General features: G+C 71.0%; 12 protein-coding genes. 9 read left to right on the top strand and 3 right to left on the bottom strand.

The features are described from left to right. The 3 genes from AB0E07_RS25315 to ptsP form a co-directional block, all read left to right on the top strand. Positions 1 to 213: hypothetical protein (locus AB0E07_RS25315; protein WP_362256411.1), on the top strand; the 213-nt coding region annotated here is incomplete at its 5' end. 235 nt (positions 214 to 448) lie between these two features. Beyond that, positions 449 to 898 carry a PTS glucose transporter subunit IIA gene (locus AB0E07_RS25310; protein ID WP_362256408.1) on the top strand — a complete coding sequence of 150 codons (450 nt, stop codon included), beginning with the start codon at positions 449 to 451 and terminating at the stop codon, positions 896 to 898. Between the two features lie 78 nt (positions 899 to 976). Next, a complete protein-coding gene (ptsP, locus tag AB0E07_RS25305; protein WP_362256405.1) occupies positions 977 to 2,647 on the top strand; it encodes a phosphoenolpyruvate--protein phosphotransferase in 1,671 nt (556 codons plus the stop codon). A 70-nt stretch (positions 2,648 to 2,717) separates the two neighbouring features. Here ptsP and AB0E07_RS25300 read toward each other — a convergent pair whose 3' ends face one another. Continuing rightward, positions 2,718 to 3,611 (bottom strand): hypothetical protein, encoded by an 894-nt coding sequence (locus AB0E07_RS25300; protein ID WP_362256402.1) that lies wholly within the window; start codon positions 3,609 to 3,611, stop codon positions 2,718 to 2,720. Positions 3,612 to 3,732: 121 nt separating this feature from the next. Continuing rightward, on the bottom strand, positions 3,733 to 5,700 hold the full coding sequence (locus AB0E07_RS25295; RefSeq protein WP_362256400.1) for an acetoacetate--CoA ligase: 1,968 nt from the start codon (positions 5,698 to 5,700) through the stop codon (positions 3,733 to 3,735). A gap of 213 nt (positions 5,701 to 5,913) precedes the next feature. Here AB0E07_RS25295 and AB0E07_RS25290 point away from each other — a divergent pair, with 213 nt between their 5' ends. After that, positions 5,914 to 8,280, top strand: a complete 2,367-nt coding sequence (locus AB0E07_RS25290; protein ID WP_362256396.1) for a TIM-barrel domain-containing protein — start codon at positions 5,914 to 5,916, stop codon at positions 8,278 to 8,280. 2 nt (positions 8,281 to 8,282) lie between these two features. On the opposite strand, the gene AB0E07_RS25285 is transcribed toward AB0E07_RS25290, so the two are convergent. Beyond that, entirely contained in the window at positions 8,283 to 8,819 is a 537-nt protein-coding gene (locus AB0E07_RS25285) for an NUDIX domain-containing protein (protein WP_362256393.1), read from the bottom strand. Positions 8,820 to 8,989: 170 nt separating this feature from the next. Here AB0E07_RS25285 and AB0E07_RS25280 point away from each other — a divergent pair, with 170 nt between their 5' ends. The 5 genes from AB0E07_RS25280 to glpK all read left to right on the top strand — a co-directional run bounded on the left by AB0E07_RS25280 (position 8,990) and on the right by glpK (position 14,961). Continuing rightward, complete coding sequence (locus tag AB0E07_RS25280; protein WP_362256426.1) at positions 8,990 to 9,415, top strand: zinc ribbon domain-containing protein; 426 nt, start codon at positions 8,990 to 8,992, stop codon at positions 9,413 to 9,415. Beyond that, a complete protein-coding gene (locus tag AB0E07_RS25275) occupies positions 9,373 to 10,605 on the top strand; it encodes a lipid-transfer protein (protein ID WP_362256390.1) in 1,233 nt (410 codons plus the stop codon). The genes AB0E07_RS25280 and AB0E07_RS25275 overlap by 43 nt, the downstream gene beginning before the upstream one ends. Before the next feature lie 120 nt (positions 10,606 to 10,725). Further along, positions 10,726 to 12,378 (top strand): GGDEF domain-containing protein, encoded by a 1,653-nt coding sequence (locus tag AB0E07_RS25270; RefSeq protein WP_362256388.1) that lies wholly within the window; start codon positions 10,726 to 10,728, stop codon positions 12,376 to 12,378. A 323-nt stretch (positions 12,379 to 12,701) separates the two neighbouring features. Then, positions 12,702 to 13,427 (top strand): MIP/aquaporin family protein, encoded by a 726-nt coding sequence (locus AB0E07_RS25265; RefSeq protein WP_362256385.1) that lies wholly within the window; start codon positions 12,702 to 12,704, stop codon positions 13,425 to 13,427. 22 nt (positions 13,428 to 13,449) lie between these two features. Continuing rightward, on the top strand, positions 13,450 to 14,961 hold the full coding sequence (glpK, locus tag AB0E07_RS25260) for a glycerol kinase GlpK (protein ID WP_362256382.1): 1,512 nt from the start codon (positions 13,450 to 13,452) through the stop codon (positions 14,959 to 14,961). Positions 14,962 to 15,020 lie beyond the last annotated feature (59 nt).

Raw genomic sequence — 15,020 nt, 5'->3', positions numbered from 1 at the left:
GTCCCGGCTGATGCCGGAGACGGGGTATCAACATATCTGGCGTTGACTTTTGGCACGCTGTTGAGTTCTCAAGGAACGGTCGCTTCCTTTGTACTTACCCTCTCGGGCTTTCCTCCGGGCTTCCCTTCGGTGTTCCAAACTCTATCAGTGTTTTTCCGACTCCCTGACCACTGTTCTGCGAGCACGCAGAAAGTGACCCTGGATAGGATCTGACTTGTTTGGTGCTGCCAAGGCGGGGACGCTTCGTTCGCATCACCCATGCCGTAAGCAGGAGTACGACAGTACACGGGGCCGTGGAGCGCACGCAAATCGTTTGGGGTTATGGTCTAGACCACCAACGGCTCGCTCGCTCGAACTGGTACTTCATGTGACATACCCTGCTGAACAGTGCGCCGTCCGGTACAGGCAGTGACGGCCCATATGAATCTCCACCCCTGGGAGGCTCCCCATGACCACCGTGACGTCCCCGCTCGCAGGACGGGCCATCGGACTGGCAGCAGTGCCCGATCCGGTCTTCTCCGGAGCCATGGTCGGCCCCGGTACGGCGATCGACCCCGTTCGTGAGCCCTGCGAGGCCGTCTCCCCCGTGGACGGAGTCATCGTCTCCCTCCACCCGCATGCCTTCGTGGTGGTGGACGGGGAGGGGCACGGCGTTCTGACCCACCTCGGCATCGACACCGTCCAGCTCAACGGCGAGGGCTTCGAGCTCCTCGTGAACAAGGGCGACACCGTGACGCGGGGTCAGGGCATCGTGCGCTGGAACCCGGCCGCTGTGGAGGCCGCGGGGAAGTCCGCGATCTGCCCGATCGTCGCCCTGGAGGCCACCGCCGAGGCTCTTGCCGATCTCCGCGACGAGGGCGACGTGAAGTCCGGCGACTCTCTCTTCACCTGGCAGTGACATCGACGCCGTCCACGACGGCATGCAGTGACAACCACAGCGGCGGTGGGACCCGCCGCACTAACGGAGACGGGTGAGATGGAGACAACGCTGCGAGGCGTCGGCGTGAGCCACGGTGTGGCGATCGGCGAGGTTCGGCACATGGGGACGGCGGTGCTCGAACCGCCGTCCAAGCAGATCCCGGCGGAGGAGGCGGAGCGTGAGCAGGGGCGCGCCCGCAAGGCCGTGGATGCTGTGGCAGCCGACCTGATGGCGCGCGGCAATCTGGCGGGGGGCGAAGCCCAGGCGGTTCTCGAGGCCCAGGCCCTGATGGCCCAGGATCCCGAGCTGATGGCGGACGTGGACCGCCGTGTCGCCGTAGGCAGCACGGCGGAGCGCGCGGTGTACGACGCCTTCGCCGCGTACCGCGAGCTGCTGGCCGGCGCCGGTGAGTACCTCGCCGGGCGCGTGGCGGACCTCGACGATGTGCGGAACCGTATCGTCGCCCGGCTGCTGGGCGTTCCCATGCCGGGCGTGCCGGACAGCGACGAGCCGTACGTGCTGGTGGCGCGTGATCTTGCGCCGGCCGACACCGCGCTGCTGGACCCGACGCTGGTGCTCGGTTTCGTCACCGAGGAGGGCGGGCCGACCAGTCACAGCGCGATCCTGGCCCGCGCGCTCGGTGTCCCGGCCGTGGTGGCACTCCCCGGGGCCGGTGAGCTGGCCGAGGGCACGATGATCGCCGTGGACGGCAGCACCGGCGAGATCTTCGTCGAGCCGGGCGAGGACCGGAAGGAGCAGATGCGCGCCGCTGCGGCGGAGCGCAAGGCGGCGCTGGCCGCCTCGACCGGTCCGGGTGCCACGGCCGACGGGCACAAGGTGCCGCTGCTGGCCAACGTGGGTGGACCGGCGGACGTGCCCGCCGCGGTGGAGGCGGGCGCCGAGGGTGTCGGTCTGTTCCGTACCGAGTTCCTCTTCCTGGACGACAGCAAGAACGCCCCGTCCGAGGAGAAGCAGGTCGAGGCGTACCGGCAGGTACTGGAGGCCTTCCCGGAGGGCCGGGTCGTCGTACGGGTGCTGGACGCCGGGGCTGACAAGCCGCTCGAGTTCCTGACCCCGTCCGACGAGCCGAACCCCGCGCTGGGTGTGCGGGGGCTGCGTACGCTGCTCGATCACCCCGACGTCCTGCGGACCCAGCTGACGGCGCTCGCCAAGGCTGCCGAGGGCCTGCCGGTCTATCTTGAGGTCATGGCCCCGATGGTGGCCGACCGTGCGGACGCCAAGGCGTTCGCCGACGCCTGCCGGACCGCCGGTCTGCGGGCGAAGTTCGGCGCGATGGTCGAGATCCCGTCCGCGGCCCTGCGGGCGCGCTCGGTCCTTCAGGAGGTCGAGTTCCTGTCGCTGGGGACGAACGACCTCGCGCAGTACACCTTCGCCGCGGACCGTCAGGTGGGTGCGGTGTCCCGCCTTCAGGATCCGTGGCAGCCGGCGCTGCTGGACCTGGTCGCCCTGTCCGCCGAGGCGGCCAAGGCCGAGGGCAAGAGCTGTGGTGTCTGCGGTGAGGCCGCGTCCGACCCGCTGCTCGCGTGCGTGCTGACCGGTCTGGGTGTCACCTCTCTCTCCATGGGTGCCGCGTCCATTCCCTATGTGCGGGCGACGCTCGCCAAGTTCACGTTGGCGCAGTGCGAACGTGCCGCCGCGGCGGCACGTGCCGCGGACAGTGCGGAAGAAGCGCGCGCCGCGGCGCAGGCTGTGCTGTCCGGCGAGTAGTGGCCGGTCCCGGGCCCCGGTGACCCGGGAGTGAGGGGCGCTCCACCTCGGGTGGGGCGCCCCTCGGTGTTCAGTGGTCGTGTGCGGGGTCGGTTCCGACCTCGCCGAGGTCCGGCGGGACGGAGTAGTCCACGTTGGACTCCGGGGAGATCAGGTCGCCTGATTCGATGTCGGTGCAGTAGGCGTCGAAGACTTCGCCGGCCGTCAGGGCTTCGAGACCGTCCCCGCGCAGGCGCCAGCCGTAGAGAGTGTCGGTGGCGCCGGGGGTGGTGGTGCGCATGACGAGTCCGCCGGCGCACTGCGTGGCGATACCGAGCGCCAGCACGGTGGTGAACTCTAGTGCTTCCGCCTCGTCGAGTTCCGTGGTGCCCTCTGTGGTCCCGTCGGCGTGCAGGACGGCGACCAGGGCTTCCGGTGTACTGGAGATGCTGCAGACGAGGTGCCGATGACCGGGTCGGGCCGTGTCGAGGATGCGGGCGAGCAGGGCGGAGGCCCGTGCGAAGGCGGCACGGCCGATGTCCTCTCCGCAGGTGCTGCAGGGTCCCAGGCGGGTGAGGAGCGTGGTGGCGTACTCCCACGTGGCTTGGCGGACGGCTTCGTCGATGAGTTCGGGGACGAGTTCGGCCAGCGGTCGTCCGTCGAAGGGCAGACTGGGGCCGGTGGCCGCGAGTTCGGCGGTGAAGCGGGTTCGGCTGGCGGGGATGTCGGGGTCCAGGCCCGTGTCCTCGCAGTAGGCCGCGTACTCGTGTGGGTCGAAGAGGGCGACTGTCGTGTGGCTGCCCTGTGCGGCCCGGGTCTTGAGGAGGGCCTCGACCTGACGGAGGTAGGTCCGGTGGTCGTCGAAGGCGAAGCTCCGGTAGCGCCGCATGGCGCGGAAGTCGTGCTCGTCGGTGAGCAGGCCGATGGTGCCGGCGATTTCGCGGCGCAGGACGCGTCGCATGGTCTGGTGGTCGGTGCGTGCCATGTTTCCCCCTGTGAGCACGGTCGATCAATGCTCACTCACAGTAACCGCCGCCACTGACAATGGCCCTGGCCTCGGACTTCGCCTTGTCGGGCGATGGTCCGAGGTGAGGTCGACCGGGGTGTCAGGAACGCTTGCGGGCGAGGTCCTCGTAGAAATGGAGGAGGTCGAGGTCGTCGATGGAGCCCGGGTTGACGGCCTTGTCGAGGGGGGTGCCCTGGAGGAGGCGCTTGACGGGTACCTCGATGCGCTTTCCGGTCAGGGTGTGGGGGACGCCGGGGACCTCGATGACCTCGTCGGGCACGTGGCGGGGGGAGAGTTCCTCGCGGATGGTCTGTTTGATGCGGCTCAGCAGGGAGTCGTCGAGCGACGCTCCGGGGGCGAGGTGGACGAAGAGGGGCATCCAGTAGCCGCCGTCGGGCTGTTCGATGCCCACGACGAGGGATTCCTTGATCTCGGGCAGCCGCTCGACCGCCTCGTAGATGTCGGCCGAGCCCATCCGGACGCCCTGGCGGTTGAGGGTGGAGTCGGACCGGCCGTGGATGACGACCGAGCCGCGTTCGGTGACGGTGATCCAGTCCCCGTGGCGCCATACGCCGGGGTAGGTGTCGAAGTAGCTGTCGTGGTAGCGGCTGCCGTCGGGGTCGTTCCAGAACCGGATCGGCATGGACGGCATGGGGTTGGCGACCACGAGTTCGCCGACCTCGTCGACGAGGGGCTTGCCGCTGGGGTCCCAGGACTGGAGGTCGGTGCCGAGGCCCGCGGCCTGGAGTTCCCCGATGTGGACGGGCAGAGTGGGTACGGCTCCGGCGAAGCAGGAGCAGACGTCGGTGCCGCCGCTGACGGAGGCGATCCAGAGGTTGTCGCGGACCTCGTCGTGCAGCCAGCGGAATCCGTCGGGGGGCAGGGGTGAACCGGTGGTCGCGACGCACTCCACCTTGGAGAGGTCGAAGTCCCGTCCCGGGTGCACGTCGGCCTTGCGGCAGGCCATGACGTAGGCGGCGGAGGTGCCGTAGAGGGTGGCGCCGGTGTGTTCGGCGATGCGCCACTGGGCGCCGGTGTCCGGGAAGCCGGGGCTTCCGTCGTAGAGGACGATCGTGGTGCCGGTCAGGAGGCCGGAGACGAGGAAGTTCCACATCATCCAGCCGGTCGAGGTGTACCAGAAGAAGGTGTCCTCGGGGCCGAGGTCGCAGTGCAGCCCGAGTTGCTTGAGGTGCTCGACGAGGATGCCGCCCTGGGACTGGACGATGGCCTTGGGCAGACCGGTGGTGCCGGAGGAGTACAGCACCCACAGAGGGTGTTCGAAGGGCACCTGCTCGAAGACGGGTTCGGTGTCGGACCCGGTGAGGGCCGACCACTCCAGGGCTCCGTCGGGTGCTTGGGTGCCGAGGAGCGGGATGTGGACGACGGCCCGCAGGGTGGGCAGTTCCCGGCGGAGTTCCGCGACGGTGTCGCGCCGGTCGTGTTCCTTGCCGCCGTAGCGGTAGCCGTCGACGGTGAACAGGACGACCGGTTCGACCTGCTGGAAGCGGTCGAGGACGCTTCGGGCGCCGAAGTCGGGGGCGCAGGAGGTCCACACGCCGCCCACGGCGGCCGTGGCCAGGAGGGCGACGACGGCCTGCGGGATGTTCGGGAGGTAGCCGCTGACGCGGTCCCCCGGGCGCACCCCGAGGTCGCGCAAGGCGGCCGCGAGAGAGCCGACCTGGCGGCGCAGCTCGGACCAGGTGACCGGGGCGGGTTCGTGGGTCTCGTCGACGTGGAGCAGGGCGGGTTCGTCGGCGCGGGTCTCCGCGGCACGGAGGGCGTGCTCGGCGTAGTTGAGGGTCGCTCCGGGGAACCACTGCGCGCCGGGCATGGCGCGGCTGCCCAGGACCTGGGTGTACGGGGCGGAGAACCGTACGTCGAACCACTCCGTGAGGGCTTGCCAGAAGGTGTCCAGTTCGTCGACCGACCAGCGGTGCAGCGCCGGGTACCCGCCCTGCGCGGGTGCTCCGTGGCGTTCCGCCGCCCAGGCCTGGAACTTCGTGACCTGTGCGTCGGCGATGCGTTCCGGATCCGGCTGCCAGAGCGGATCGGAGGTCAGGGTCGACATGGGGCGGCTCCCGGGCTGTGCGCGTCGTGTGCGTCGTCCGCGCACGGGCTGGGGTGTGCGCGTGACACGGCTGACACGGACGATGCCATGTGATCACCTCCCGCACCAGGGCGCGCCACACATAGTCCGTGTCGTGAAGATGTGGTCCCGGCACGGGTGAACGGCAGTTGAACGGCGCCCGCTCAGGGCTCGGGGAGTGGCAGGCTGAGCAGCATGGACGGTCGTGACCTGGTGCGTTCGATGAAGGCGGTCGGCTCCGCGGGAGCCGCCCAGAGCTTGCGTACCGTGCGGGCGGCATGGCGCCGGAAGCAGGCCGACGCCTCGGGCCTCCCGCCCAGGGGTGCCGAGCGCGCTCGGGTGCCGGGTCCGGTGCGTGGCGCGGAGCCCGGGCCGGGTGGCGGGCTGCTGCGTTTCGACCGCACGGTGCTGCGGGTCATGGTGACCGTGAACGGGGCGGTCTTCTGGGGCTGGGACGGGGCGGCGGCGGAGCCGTCGTACGCGCTGGCCGGCCGCTGTCCTGAACCGGATCCGCGGGCCGTCCTGGAGCCGGACAAGGACGGCGGCTGGCGGGTGGTGGCCGAACGGGTGACGGTGGTGGTCTCGCGGCACGGCTCCGTGGAGGTCCTCACGCCCGGTGGTGTCACCCTGCGGCGTGATGTCCCGCCGCGGTGGTGGGAGCCGGTGGAGGGTGGTCCGGCGCGCTGGATGCAGCGGTCGGAAGTCGCCGCGGACGCGCGCTTCTTCGGTCTCGGGGGGCGGGCTTCCGGGCCGCGCCTGCGGAACGGGACCTACCGCCTGTGGAACACCGATCCCGGTGGTTCCTTCGGCCCGGACGACGATCCGCTGTACATCACGATGCCGGTGCAGATGGTCGTGGCCGACGCGGCCACGCATCTGGTGTTCCACGACACCTCCTGGGACGGCACGGTGACGCTGCGGGAGGGCGAGGAGGGGGCCGGTTCCGGCCACGACCGAGCGGGGACGTGCGAACTGCGGATGGAGGGCGGGCCGCTGCGCTGCTGGGTGATGGTGGGTACTCCCGCGCGCGTGCTGCTCACCTGGGCCTCGCTGACGGGGGCTCCCGCTCTGCCGCCGGCGTGGGCGTTGGGGCACCATCACGCGCGGTGGGGGTTCGGCAGTGAGCAGGAGGTGCGGAGGATCGTCTCGGGCTACTCGGAGCGCGATCTTCCGCTGGACGCGGTCCATCTGGACATCGACCACTACGACGGTCATCAGGTGTTCACCGTGGATCAGGACCGCTTTCCCAAGCTGCCGCAGCTCGCGGAGGAGTTGCGCCGGGACGGAGTCCGGCTGGTGTCGGTCGTGGATCCGGCGGTCAAGGCAGCCGTCGGCAACGCGGTCCACGACGGCGGGGTGGAACTGGACGCGTTCGTGCGGGACGCCTCCGGGCGTGTCGTGGAAGGGGTCGTCTGGCCGGGGGGGGCGGTGTTCCCGGACTTCACGCACGCACGCGTGCGGGCGTGGTGGGGTGCGCTGTACGAGGAGCGGCTGGCGCAGGGTTTCGCGGGGTTCTGGCACGACATGAACGAGCCGACGTCGTTCGCGGCGTTCGGCGAGCCGACCTTGCCGCGGTCGGCCCGGCACGACCTGGACGGGCGCGGCGGTGACCATCAGGAGGCGCACAACGTCTACGCGCTGTGCATGGCCAGGGCCGCGTACGAGGGCCTGCGCGAACTGTCGCCCCGGGAGCGGCCCTTCGTCTTCTCGCGCTCCGGGTGGGCCGGACTCCAGCGCTACGGCGGTACCTGGTCGGGGGATGTGGCGACGGGGTGGCCCGGACTGCGCGCGTCGCTCTCCCTGGTGCTGGGTCTGGGGCTGTGCGGCGTGCCCTACTCCGGTCCTGACGTGGGAGGTTTCGACGGGAGCCCCTCCCCCGAGTTGTATCTGCGCTGGTTCCAACTGGGTTCGTACCTGCCGTTGTTCCGTACGCACGCGAGCCTGCGGGCGGGGCGCAGGGAGCCATGGGAGTTCGGTCCGCAGGTGCTGGACCACGCGCGCGTGGCGCTGGTGGAGCGCCGGCGGTTGCTGCCGTACTTCATGACGCTGGCGCATCTGGCCCGGCGTACGGGGGCGCCCTATGTGCGGCCGCTCTGGTGGGGTGCTCCCGAGGACCGGGGGCTGCGGGACTGCGAGGACGCCTTTCTGCTGGGCGACTGCCTGCTGGTCGCTCCGGTGCTCGGTCCGGGGACGGACGGGCGTGCGGTGCAGTTGCCTCGGGGTCTCTGGTACGACACGGTCACCGAGCAGGCCTACGAGGGGCCGGGTCAGGTGCTGGTGGAGGCTCCGCTCTCGCGGATTCCGGTGCTCGCGCGCGCGGGCGCCGTCGTCCCGGTGCGCGGGGAGGACGGCGGGCTGGAGCTGGAGGTGTGGGCGCCCGCCCGGGGCCGGACCGGGGGCGGGCTGGTCGTGTCGGACGCGGGCGACGGGTGGGACGAGCCGGAGATCGAGCGCTACGTCGCCCGCTGGGAGGGCGGCCGGGTGGTCGTGGAACGGGAGGGTGAGGGCGGCGTGAGCGAGCCGCCCCACCCGGTGCGGATCCGAGGGCTGTCGGGGACCTGAGGTCAGATGTAGCGGCCCTCGAAGAAAGCTCGGACGGCCGCGGTGTGCAGGGGGAAGGCCAGTTCCTCGGCGCCGCGCAGCAGGTGCCAGCCCTCCGTCTCGTCCGTCGCCTCGGACGGCGGAAGGGTGTCGGCGGGCCGTTCCGGCAGCAGCCCGAACAGCAGCAGATGACCGTTGGGCGAGCTCATCGCGTCGCTCAGCCGTACGTCTCGGGCGGCGGCGTCGATGCCCGTCTCTTCCTTGAGTTCGCGGACGACGGCCTGGCGCCAGTCCTCGCGGTCGTCGACGAATCCGCCGGGCAGTGCGATGCCCCCGCGCGCGGGGGCGATGGTTCGGGTGATGACGACCAGGGCGGTGCCCTTCGTGTCGTACACGGGTTGGAGTGCGACCGCGACCGGCAGTGGGTTGCGGTAGGCCACGGTGGCGCAGGCCGGGCAGGTGCGGGGCCAGCCGGAGACGCCCTCTCCGTAGGGCGCTCCGCAGCTCGAACAGTAGGAGCCGGGCGCGGAGTTGAGGCTGGGATGTTGGGTTTCGGACACGCGGCGGACTGTATCCGATCATAGGAACGTCGTCTTCCGGGGGCGGTCCGAGTGTGCGGTGTTCCTCGGCGGAGGCGGGACCGGTGCCTTTGCGCGGCCCCCGTGGCACACTTCTGACGTTCCGTCAGATCTGTTGGCCGGGAGGGGTTTTGTCGCGTACACGTACTCCTGTGGTGGTCGGCTGGTTCGCCGGCGACGGGGACGGCTTCCGGCTGCTGGGAACGCGCTGTTCCACCTGCTCTTCGGTGTTCTTCCCGCGTGAGGACACGTACTGCCGCAACCCGGGGTGCCCGGGTGGCGAACTGGAGGAGGTCCCGCTCTCCCGGCGGGGCCGCATCTGGTCCTTCACGGACAGCCGCTACCGGCCACCGTCACCCTATGTGAGCAACGCGGAACTTCCGTGGGAGCCGTGCACGTTGATCGCTGTGGAACTGGAGGCCGAGCGCCTGGTGGTGCTGGGGCAGGCGGCTCCCGGGATCACCGTGGGTGATCTGGCGGTGGGCATGGAGGTGGAGGTCGTACCGGGCGTGCTCCATGAGGACGCGGAGGCGGTATGGACGACCTGGTGGTGGCGGCCGACGGAGGTGACGGCGTGACGGCGCAGGACGTGGCGGTACTGGGCGTGGGGCTGCATCCCTGGGGCAAGTGGGGGCGCGGCTTCGTGGAATACGGTGCGGCCGCCGCGCGGGCCGCGCTGGCCGACGCGGCACTGGACTGGCGTGACGTCGGAGCGATCGTGGGCGCGGACACCGTGCGCGGCGGGTATCCGGGGTACGTGGCCGGGGCCACGTTCGCCAAGGCCCTCGGCTGGCAGGGGGCCCGGGTCACCAGCGTGTACGCGGCATGCGCCTCGGGTGCCCAGGCCATCGGCGCGGCGCGGGCCCAGATACTGGCCGGGCTCGCGGACACGGTCCTCGTGGTGGGGGCCGACGCCGCCCCCAAGGGCTTCTTCCGGCCGGCCGGCGGCGACCGACCCGACGATCCGGACTGGCTGCGGTTCCGGATCCTCGGAGCCACCAATCCGACCTACTTCGGCCTGTACGCCCGCCGGCGGATGGCGCTGTACGGGGACACCACCGAGGATTTCGCGCGGGTCAAGGTGAAGAACTCCGCCATGGGGGCGCTGAACCCCTACGCACGCTACCGCAAACGGGTCACCCCGGAGGAGGTGGCCGCGTCGGCCGTGGTCGCCGATCCGCTGCGGCTCCTGGACATCTGCGCGACCTCGGACGGCGGAGCCGCGGCGGTGCTGTCGAGCATGGACTTCGCCCGCCGTCGGGGCATACCGGAACCCGTACGGATTCGCGCGGTGTCCACCGTCACCCCTCGATACCCCAACACCGTGCTCGACCTGCCGGACATCGCCACCGACTCGGCGGTCGCCGTGGAACCGGCTGGGGAGACCTTCCGGGCCTCCATAGCCCGTGCCGCGTACGAGGAGGCCGGTATCGGGCCCGAGGATCTCTCCCTGGCGGAGGTGTACGACCTGTCCACCGCCCTGGAGTTGCAGTGGTACGAGGATCTCGGGCTGTGCGCCGAGGGCGAGGCCGCGAAGCTGCTGCGGGAGGGCGACACGAGCCACGGGGGGCGCATACCGGTCAACGCCAGTGGCGGGCTCGCCTCCTTCGGGGAGGCCGTTCCCGCTCAGGCGGTGGCCCAGGTGTGCGAGCTGGCATGGCAGTTGAGAGGCGCGGCGGGAGGGCGACAGGTCAGTGGCGCACGCGTCGGCATATCGGCGAACCAAGGGCTGTTCGGGCACGGCTCGGCGGTGATCGCGGTCCGCTGACCCGTTCGCGGAGCGAGGGGTCGCCGGCGCCTCGTCAACTCTCCGTGACCGGCCCGGAATCCTGCGTGAACGTCTCATGAACTGGACTCGGGGCGTTTCCGGGAGCGCGATGATGCTGCCGTGCACACCTGGTCGGACACGCTCCGCTTCGCCTTCCAACCGGTGGTCAACCTCACGACCGGTGCGGTGGCGGGGCTGGAGACGCTTGCCCGCCCGGAGACCGGGGACATCCTGGCGGAGGCCCGGCGCGATCCTGAACTCGACGGCGGACTGGCCGTGTCGGCGATCCGTGCGGCCGTACGCAAGGAGAGTCTGCTGCCGTTGCACGTCAACGTCTTCGCAGGCACCCTGGCCGACCTGGGCGGGCTGCCCCGGCTGGAGGGCGCCGTGCGGGAGTCGGGGCGGATGCCCTGGGAGATCACCCTCGATATCGTCCCCCCGTACACGCACGTCCCTCATCAGGCCTTGCTGAGCGCGGTGGGCTCGCTGCGGGAACAGGGCTTCCGGATCAGTGCGGACGGCGTGGGGGACGGCGACGTACCGCTGCGACTGCTCATCGACATGGAGCCCGACCTGGTGAAGCTCGACGCGTCGCTGCTGGTGCGGTCGCCGGCGGTACGCGCGATGCGGACCCTGTGCGACGAGCTGGGCGCCCTGTTGTGCGTGGAGGGCGTCGAGACGGAACTGCAGTACGCGGCGGCGGTCTCGGCGGGCGCGCAGCTGGCACAGGGCGATCTGTTCGCCCCGCCCGCCCGACGGCCCGCGGCCGACGTATACGTTCCGCCCCGCCGCCCCGGAGCGGGACCGTCCCCGCGTTCGGGGCCCCCGGTGCGGGAGTTCGTGCGGCCCGCGGCCCTGCTTCCGGCCACCGCCTCGGCCGGCCAGGTCCGCATGATCCTCACCGGTTCGCCCGAGGTGTCGGGGGTGCTGCTCATCGACAACCGCGGAGTGCCCGTGCGTTCCGTGCACCGCTCGCGGTTCCTGCTGTCCATGTCGGGCCGGTACGGCCACGCCCTGTACGCCGACCGGCCCGCGTTCAAGCTGGGCGACCCGCCGCGCACGGTCGGTGTCGACGCCACGGCGTGGGAGGTGCTGGACGTCGTGGCGGTGGGCGACCGGGGCCGTACGTCCGACGACGTGGCGGTGGTCGACCGGTGCGGGCGGTGCGTGGGCGTCGTGCGCCTCGCGGACCTCGTACGGGCGCTCGCCGAGTCCCGGGTGGAGGAGGCGGCCGGGCTCAACCCGCTGACGCGGCTGCCCGGTTCGGACGCGATCACCGGTGAGGTGGACCGGCGGATCGCCGACGGCCGGCCGTTCGCCTTGAGCTGGCTGGATGTCGACCACTTCAAGCGGGTCAACGACGGCGCCGGGTTCGCGGCGGGCGACGAGTTGATCCGCGCCGTGGGCCGGACCCTCCAGCACGCGGCATCGGACAGTACGCGCGTGGGGCACATCGGCGGCGACGACTTCCTGGTCCTGGCGGATCCGGACGGGCTCGATCCGATGGCCGCCAGTGTGCTGGACGCGTCCTGGTCGGCGGCGGGGCTGCCCGTGACCCTCTCCCTGGCCACGGTCCTCTGCGTACCGGGCAGCGTGACCGACCACCGGGAGGCCGCGGCCTGTCTGGCCCCGCTGAAGCAGGCCGCGAAGTCCCTGCGCGGGGCGAGTTGGGTACTGGGCCGCCCGGGACTCCCCGGGCACGAGGTCCGGCGCGGCGCCGGAGCCACCGCCGCACCGACGCGGTGGGCCGTGGCGGAGCCGGGCCGGGCCTGAGCCGTTCTCCCCCGCTCCCGCCGGTCGCCCCGCCCTGCCCGGAACCCGTGCCGTCAACGACCTTGACGCTCTTGGGGCGCAGGTGAACACTTCCGGTGGCAGTCGACATCGCCGTACATATCGCGGCGTACCAGGCACCGCGCCACGCGGTCCCCGCCGGATCCGGCCAGGGCCCACAGGCGATGCGACGACCACGGCACGCTCGTCACGGACGCCGGGCGGGGCGCGGGACCCTCCCTGCCTTCGGCTGAAGTGGCCATGGGAACCGCACCCTGCACGAAGGTCCGGGGTCGATCACGCCGGGCCCGCGCCTAGGAGCCGCCATGAGCAAGGGAGACATCTTCCTCGGTGAGGTCATAGGAACGGCGATCCTGATCCTGTTCGGCGCCGGAGTCGTCGCCGCCGTCGTGCTGAACCACTCGAAGGCGAAGGACGCGGGATGGGTCGTGATCGCCTTCGGCTGGGGCTTCGGCGTCCTGGCCGGGGCCTACACGGCCGCGCCCCTGTCGGGCGGGCACCTGAACCCGGCGGTGACGCTGGGCATCGCCGTCGACACCGGCGAGTGGGACAAGGTCCCCGTCTACGTGGCGGGCCAGATGGTGGGCGCGGTCCTCGGCGCGGTGCTCGCCTGGCTGGTCTACTTCGCGCAGTTCCAGGCCAACGCGGAGGAGGACAGGGCCCAGCCGACCCTGGGGATCTTCGCGACCTCCCCCGCCATCCGCAACCCGGTGGCGAACCTCGTCACCGAGATCATCGCGACCGTCGGTCTGGTCCTGCCGATCCTGGCGTTCGGGCTGACGGAGGGGCTCGGCCAGTCCGGAACGGCCATCCTGATCGTCTCGTTCCTGGTCGTCGGCATCGGTCTCTCGCTCGGCGGCCCGACCGGATACGCCATCAACCCGGCCCGTGACCTGGGCCCACGACTGACGCACGCCGTCCTGCCGATCCCCCACAAGGGCGCCTCGGACTGGGGTTACGCGTGGATCCCGGTGGTGGGACCGCTGATCGGCGGAGCGCTGTCCGGGCTCATCTTCAACGCAGCCTTCTGAAGGAACCCACGAAGGGGACGTCATGACGGACAAGTTCGTCGCCGCGATCGACCAGGGCACCACCTCCAGCCGCTGCATCATCTTCGACAGGAACGGCGCGATCGTCGCCGTCGACCAGCGGGAGCACCGCCAGATCTTCCCCAAGCCGGGCTGGGTGGAGCACGACGCCACCGAGATCTGGTCCAAGGTGCAGGCGGTCGTCGCCGGGGCGCTGGCCAAGGCCGGCCTGCGTGCGGACCAGCTCAGCGCGCTCGGTATCACCAACCAGCGCGAGACGACCGTTCTGTGGGACCGCTCGACGGGCAAGCCGGTGCACAACGCCGTCGTGTGGCAGGACACCCGCACCTCGGCGCTGTGCAACCAGCTCGGCGGAACGGACGGCCAGGACCGCTTCCGTGACCGGACGGGCCTGCCGCTGGCCAGCTACTTCTCCGGGCCGAAGGCAGCCTGGCTGCTGGACAACGTGCCGGGGCTGCGGGCCCGCGCCGAACACGGCGAGATCGCCTTCGGCACCATCGACTCGTGGCTGATCTGGAACCTCACGGGCGGCACGGAGGGCGGGCGGCACGTCACCGACGTCACGAACGCCGGGCGCACCATGCTGATGAACCTGGAGACCCTCCAGTGGGACTCCTCGATCCTCGCCGCGATGAACGTCCCCGAGTCGGTCCTGCCCGAGATCCGGTCGTCCGCCGAGGTGTACGGCACGGCCGTGGGACAGCTCGCCGGAGTGCCCGTCGCCTCCGCGCTGGGCGACCAGCAGGCGGCGGTGTTCGGTCAGGCCTGCTACGACGTGGGCACGGCCAAGAACACCTACGGCACCGGCAGCTTCCTGCTGCTCAACACCGGCGACCGGCCGGTACCGTCGAAGAACGGTCTGCTCACCACGATGGGCTACAAGATCGGCGGGGAGGCGCCGGTGTACTGTCTGGAAGGGTCCATAGCCATAACGGGCGCACTGGTCCAGTGGTTCCGCGACCAGCTCGGCATCATCCGCTCCGCGGACGAGATCGAGTCCCTCGCGGCGAGCGTGGACGACAACGGCGGCGCCTACGTCGTGCCCGCCTTCTCCGGCCTCTTCGCACCGTACTGGCGGTCCGACGCGCGCGGGGTGGTCACCGGCCTGACCCGCTACGTGACCAAGGCGCATCTCGCGCGTGCCGTGCTGGAGGCGACGAGCTGGCAGACACGCGAGGTCGTGGACGCCATGTACCAGGACTCCGGGGTGCAGATCACCACCCTGAAGGTGGACGGCGGCATGACCGGGAACCAGCTGCTGATGCAGCACCAGGCGGACGTCCTCGGCGTGCCGGTGATCCGGCCCCGCGTGTCGGAGACGACGTGCCTGGGCGCCGCCTACGCGGCCGGCCTGGCGACCGGTGTGTGGAACGACCTCGACGAGCTGAAGTCGCACTGGCGCAAGGACGTCGAGTGGACGCCGTCGATGGAGCCGGCGGTGCGGGACCGGGAGTACCGCAACTGGCGCAAGGCGGTGGAGAAGAGCTTCGGCTGGCTGGAGGACGACGCGGAGTAGCCACGCGCGCGTACGGGGCTCCACGAGCCGCGGCCCGTACCCCTGTCGGCGGGGGTACG

The organism is Streptomyces sp. NPDC048002, from assembly GCF_040653275.1.
GTDB lineage: Bacteria > Actinomycetota > Actinomycetes > Streptomycetales > Streptomycetaceae > Streptomyces.
This window is presented reverse-complemented; position numbering and strand designations above follow the sequence as displayed.

What these genes read in the sequence shown, in the direction of transcription:
- AB0E07_RS25310 (WP_362256408.1), top strand. Translation starts at nt 449, where the DNA reads ATGACCACCGTGACGTCCCCGCTCGCAGGACGGGCCATCGGACTGGCA.
- ptsP (WP_362256405.1), top strand. Translation starts at nt 977, where the DNA reads ATGGAGACAACGCTGCGAGGCGTCGGCGTGAGCCACGGTGTGGCGATC.
- AB0E07_RS25300 (WP_362256402.1), bottom strand. Translation starts at nt 3,611, where the DNA reads ATGGCACGCACCGACCACCAGACCATGCGACGCGTCCTGCGCCGCGAA.
- AB0E07_RS25295 (WP_362256400.1), bottom strand. Translation starts at nt 5,700, where the DNA reads ATGTCGACCCTGACCTCCGATCCGCTCTGGCAGCCGGATCCGGAACGC.
- AB0E07_RS25290 (WP_362256396.1), top strand. Translation starts at nt 5,914, where the DNA reads ATGGACGGTCGTGACCTGGTGCGTTCGATGAAGGCGGTCGGCTCCGCG.
- AB0E07_RS25275 (WP_362256390.1), top strand. Translation starts at nt 9,373, where the DNA reads ATGGACGACCTGGTGGTGGCGGCCGACGGAGGTGACGGCGTGACGGCG.
- AB0E07_RS25265 (WP_362256385.1), top strand. Translation starts at nt 12,702, where the DNA reads ATGAGCAAGGGAGACATCTTCCTCGGTGAGGTCATAGGAACGGCGATC.
- glpK (WP_362256382.1), top strand. Translation starts at nt 13,450, where the DNA reads ATGACGGACAAGTTCGTCGCCGCGATCGACCAGGGCACCACCTCCAGC.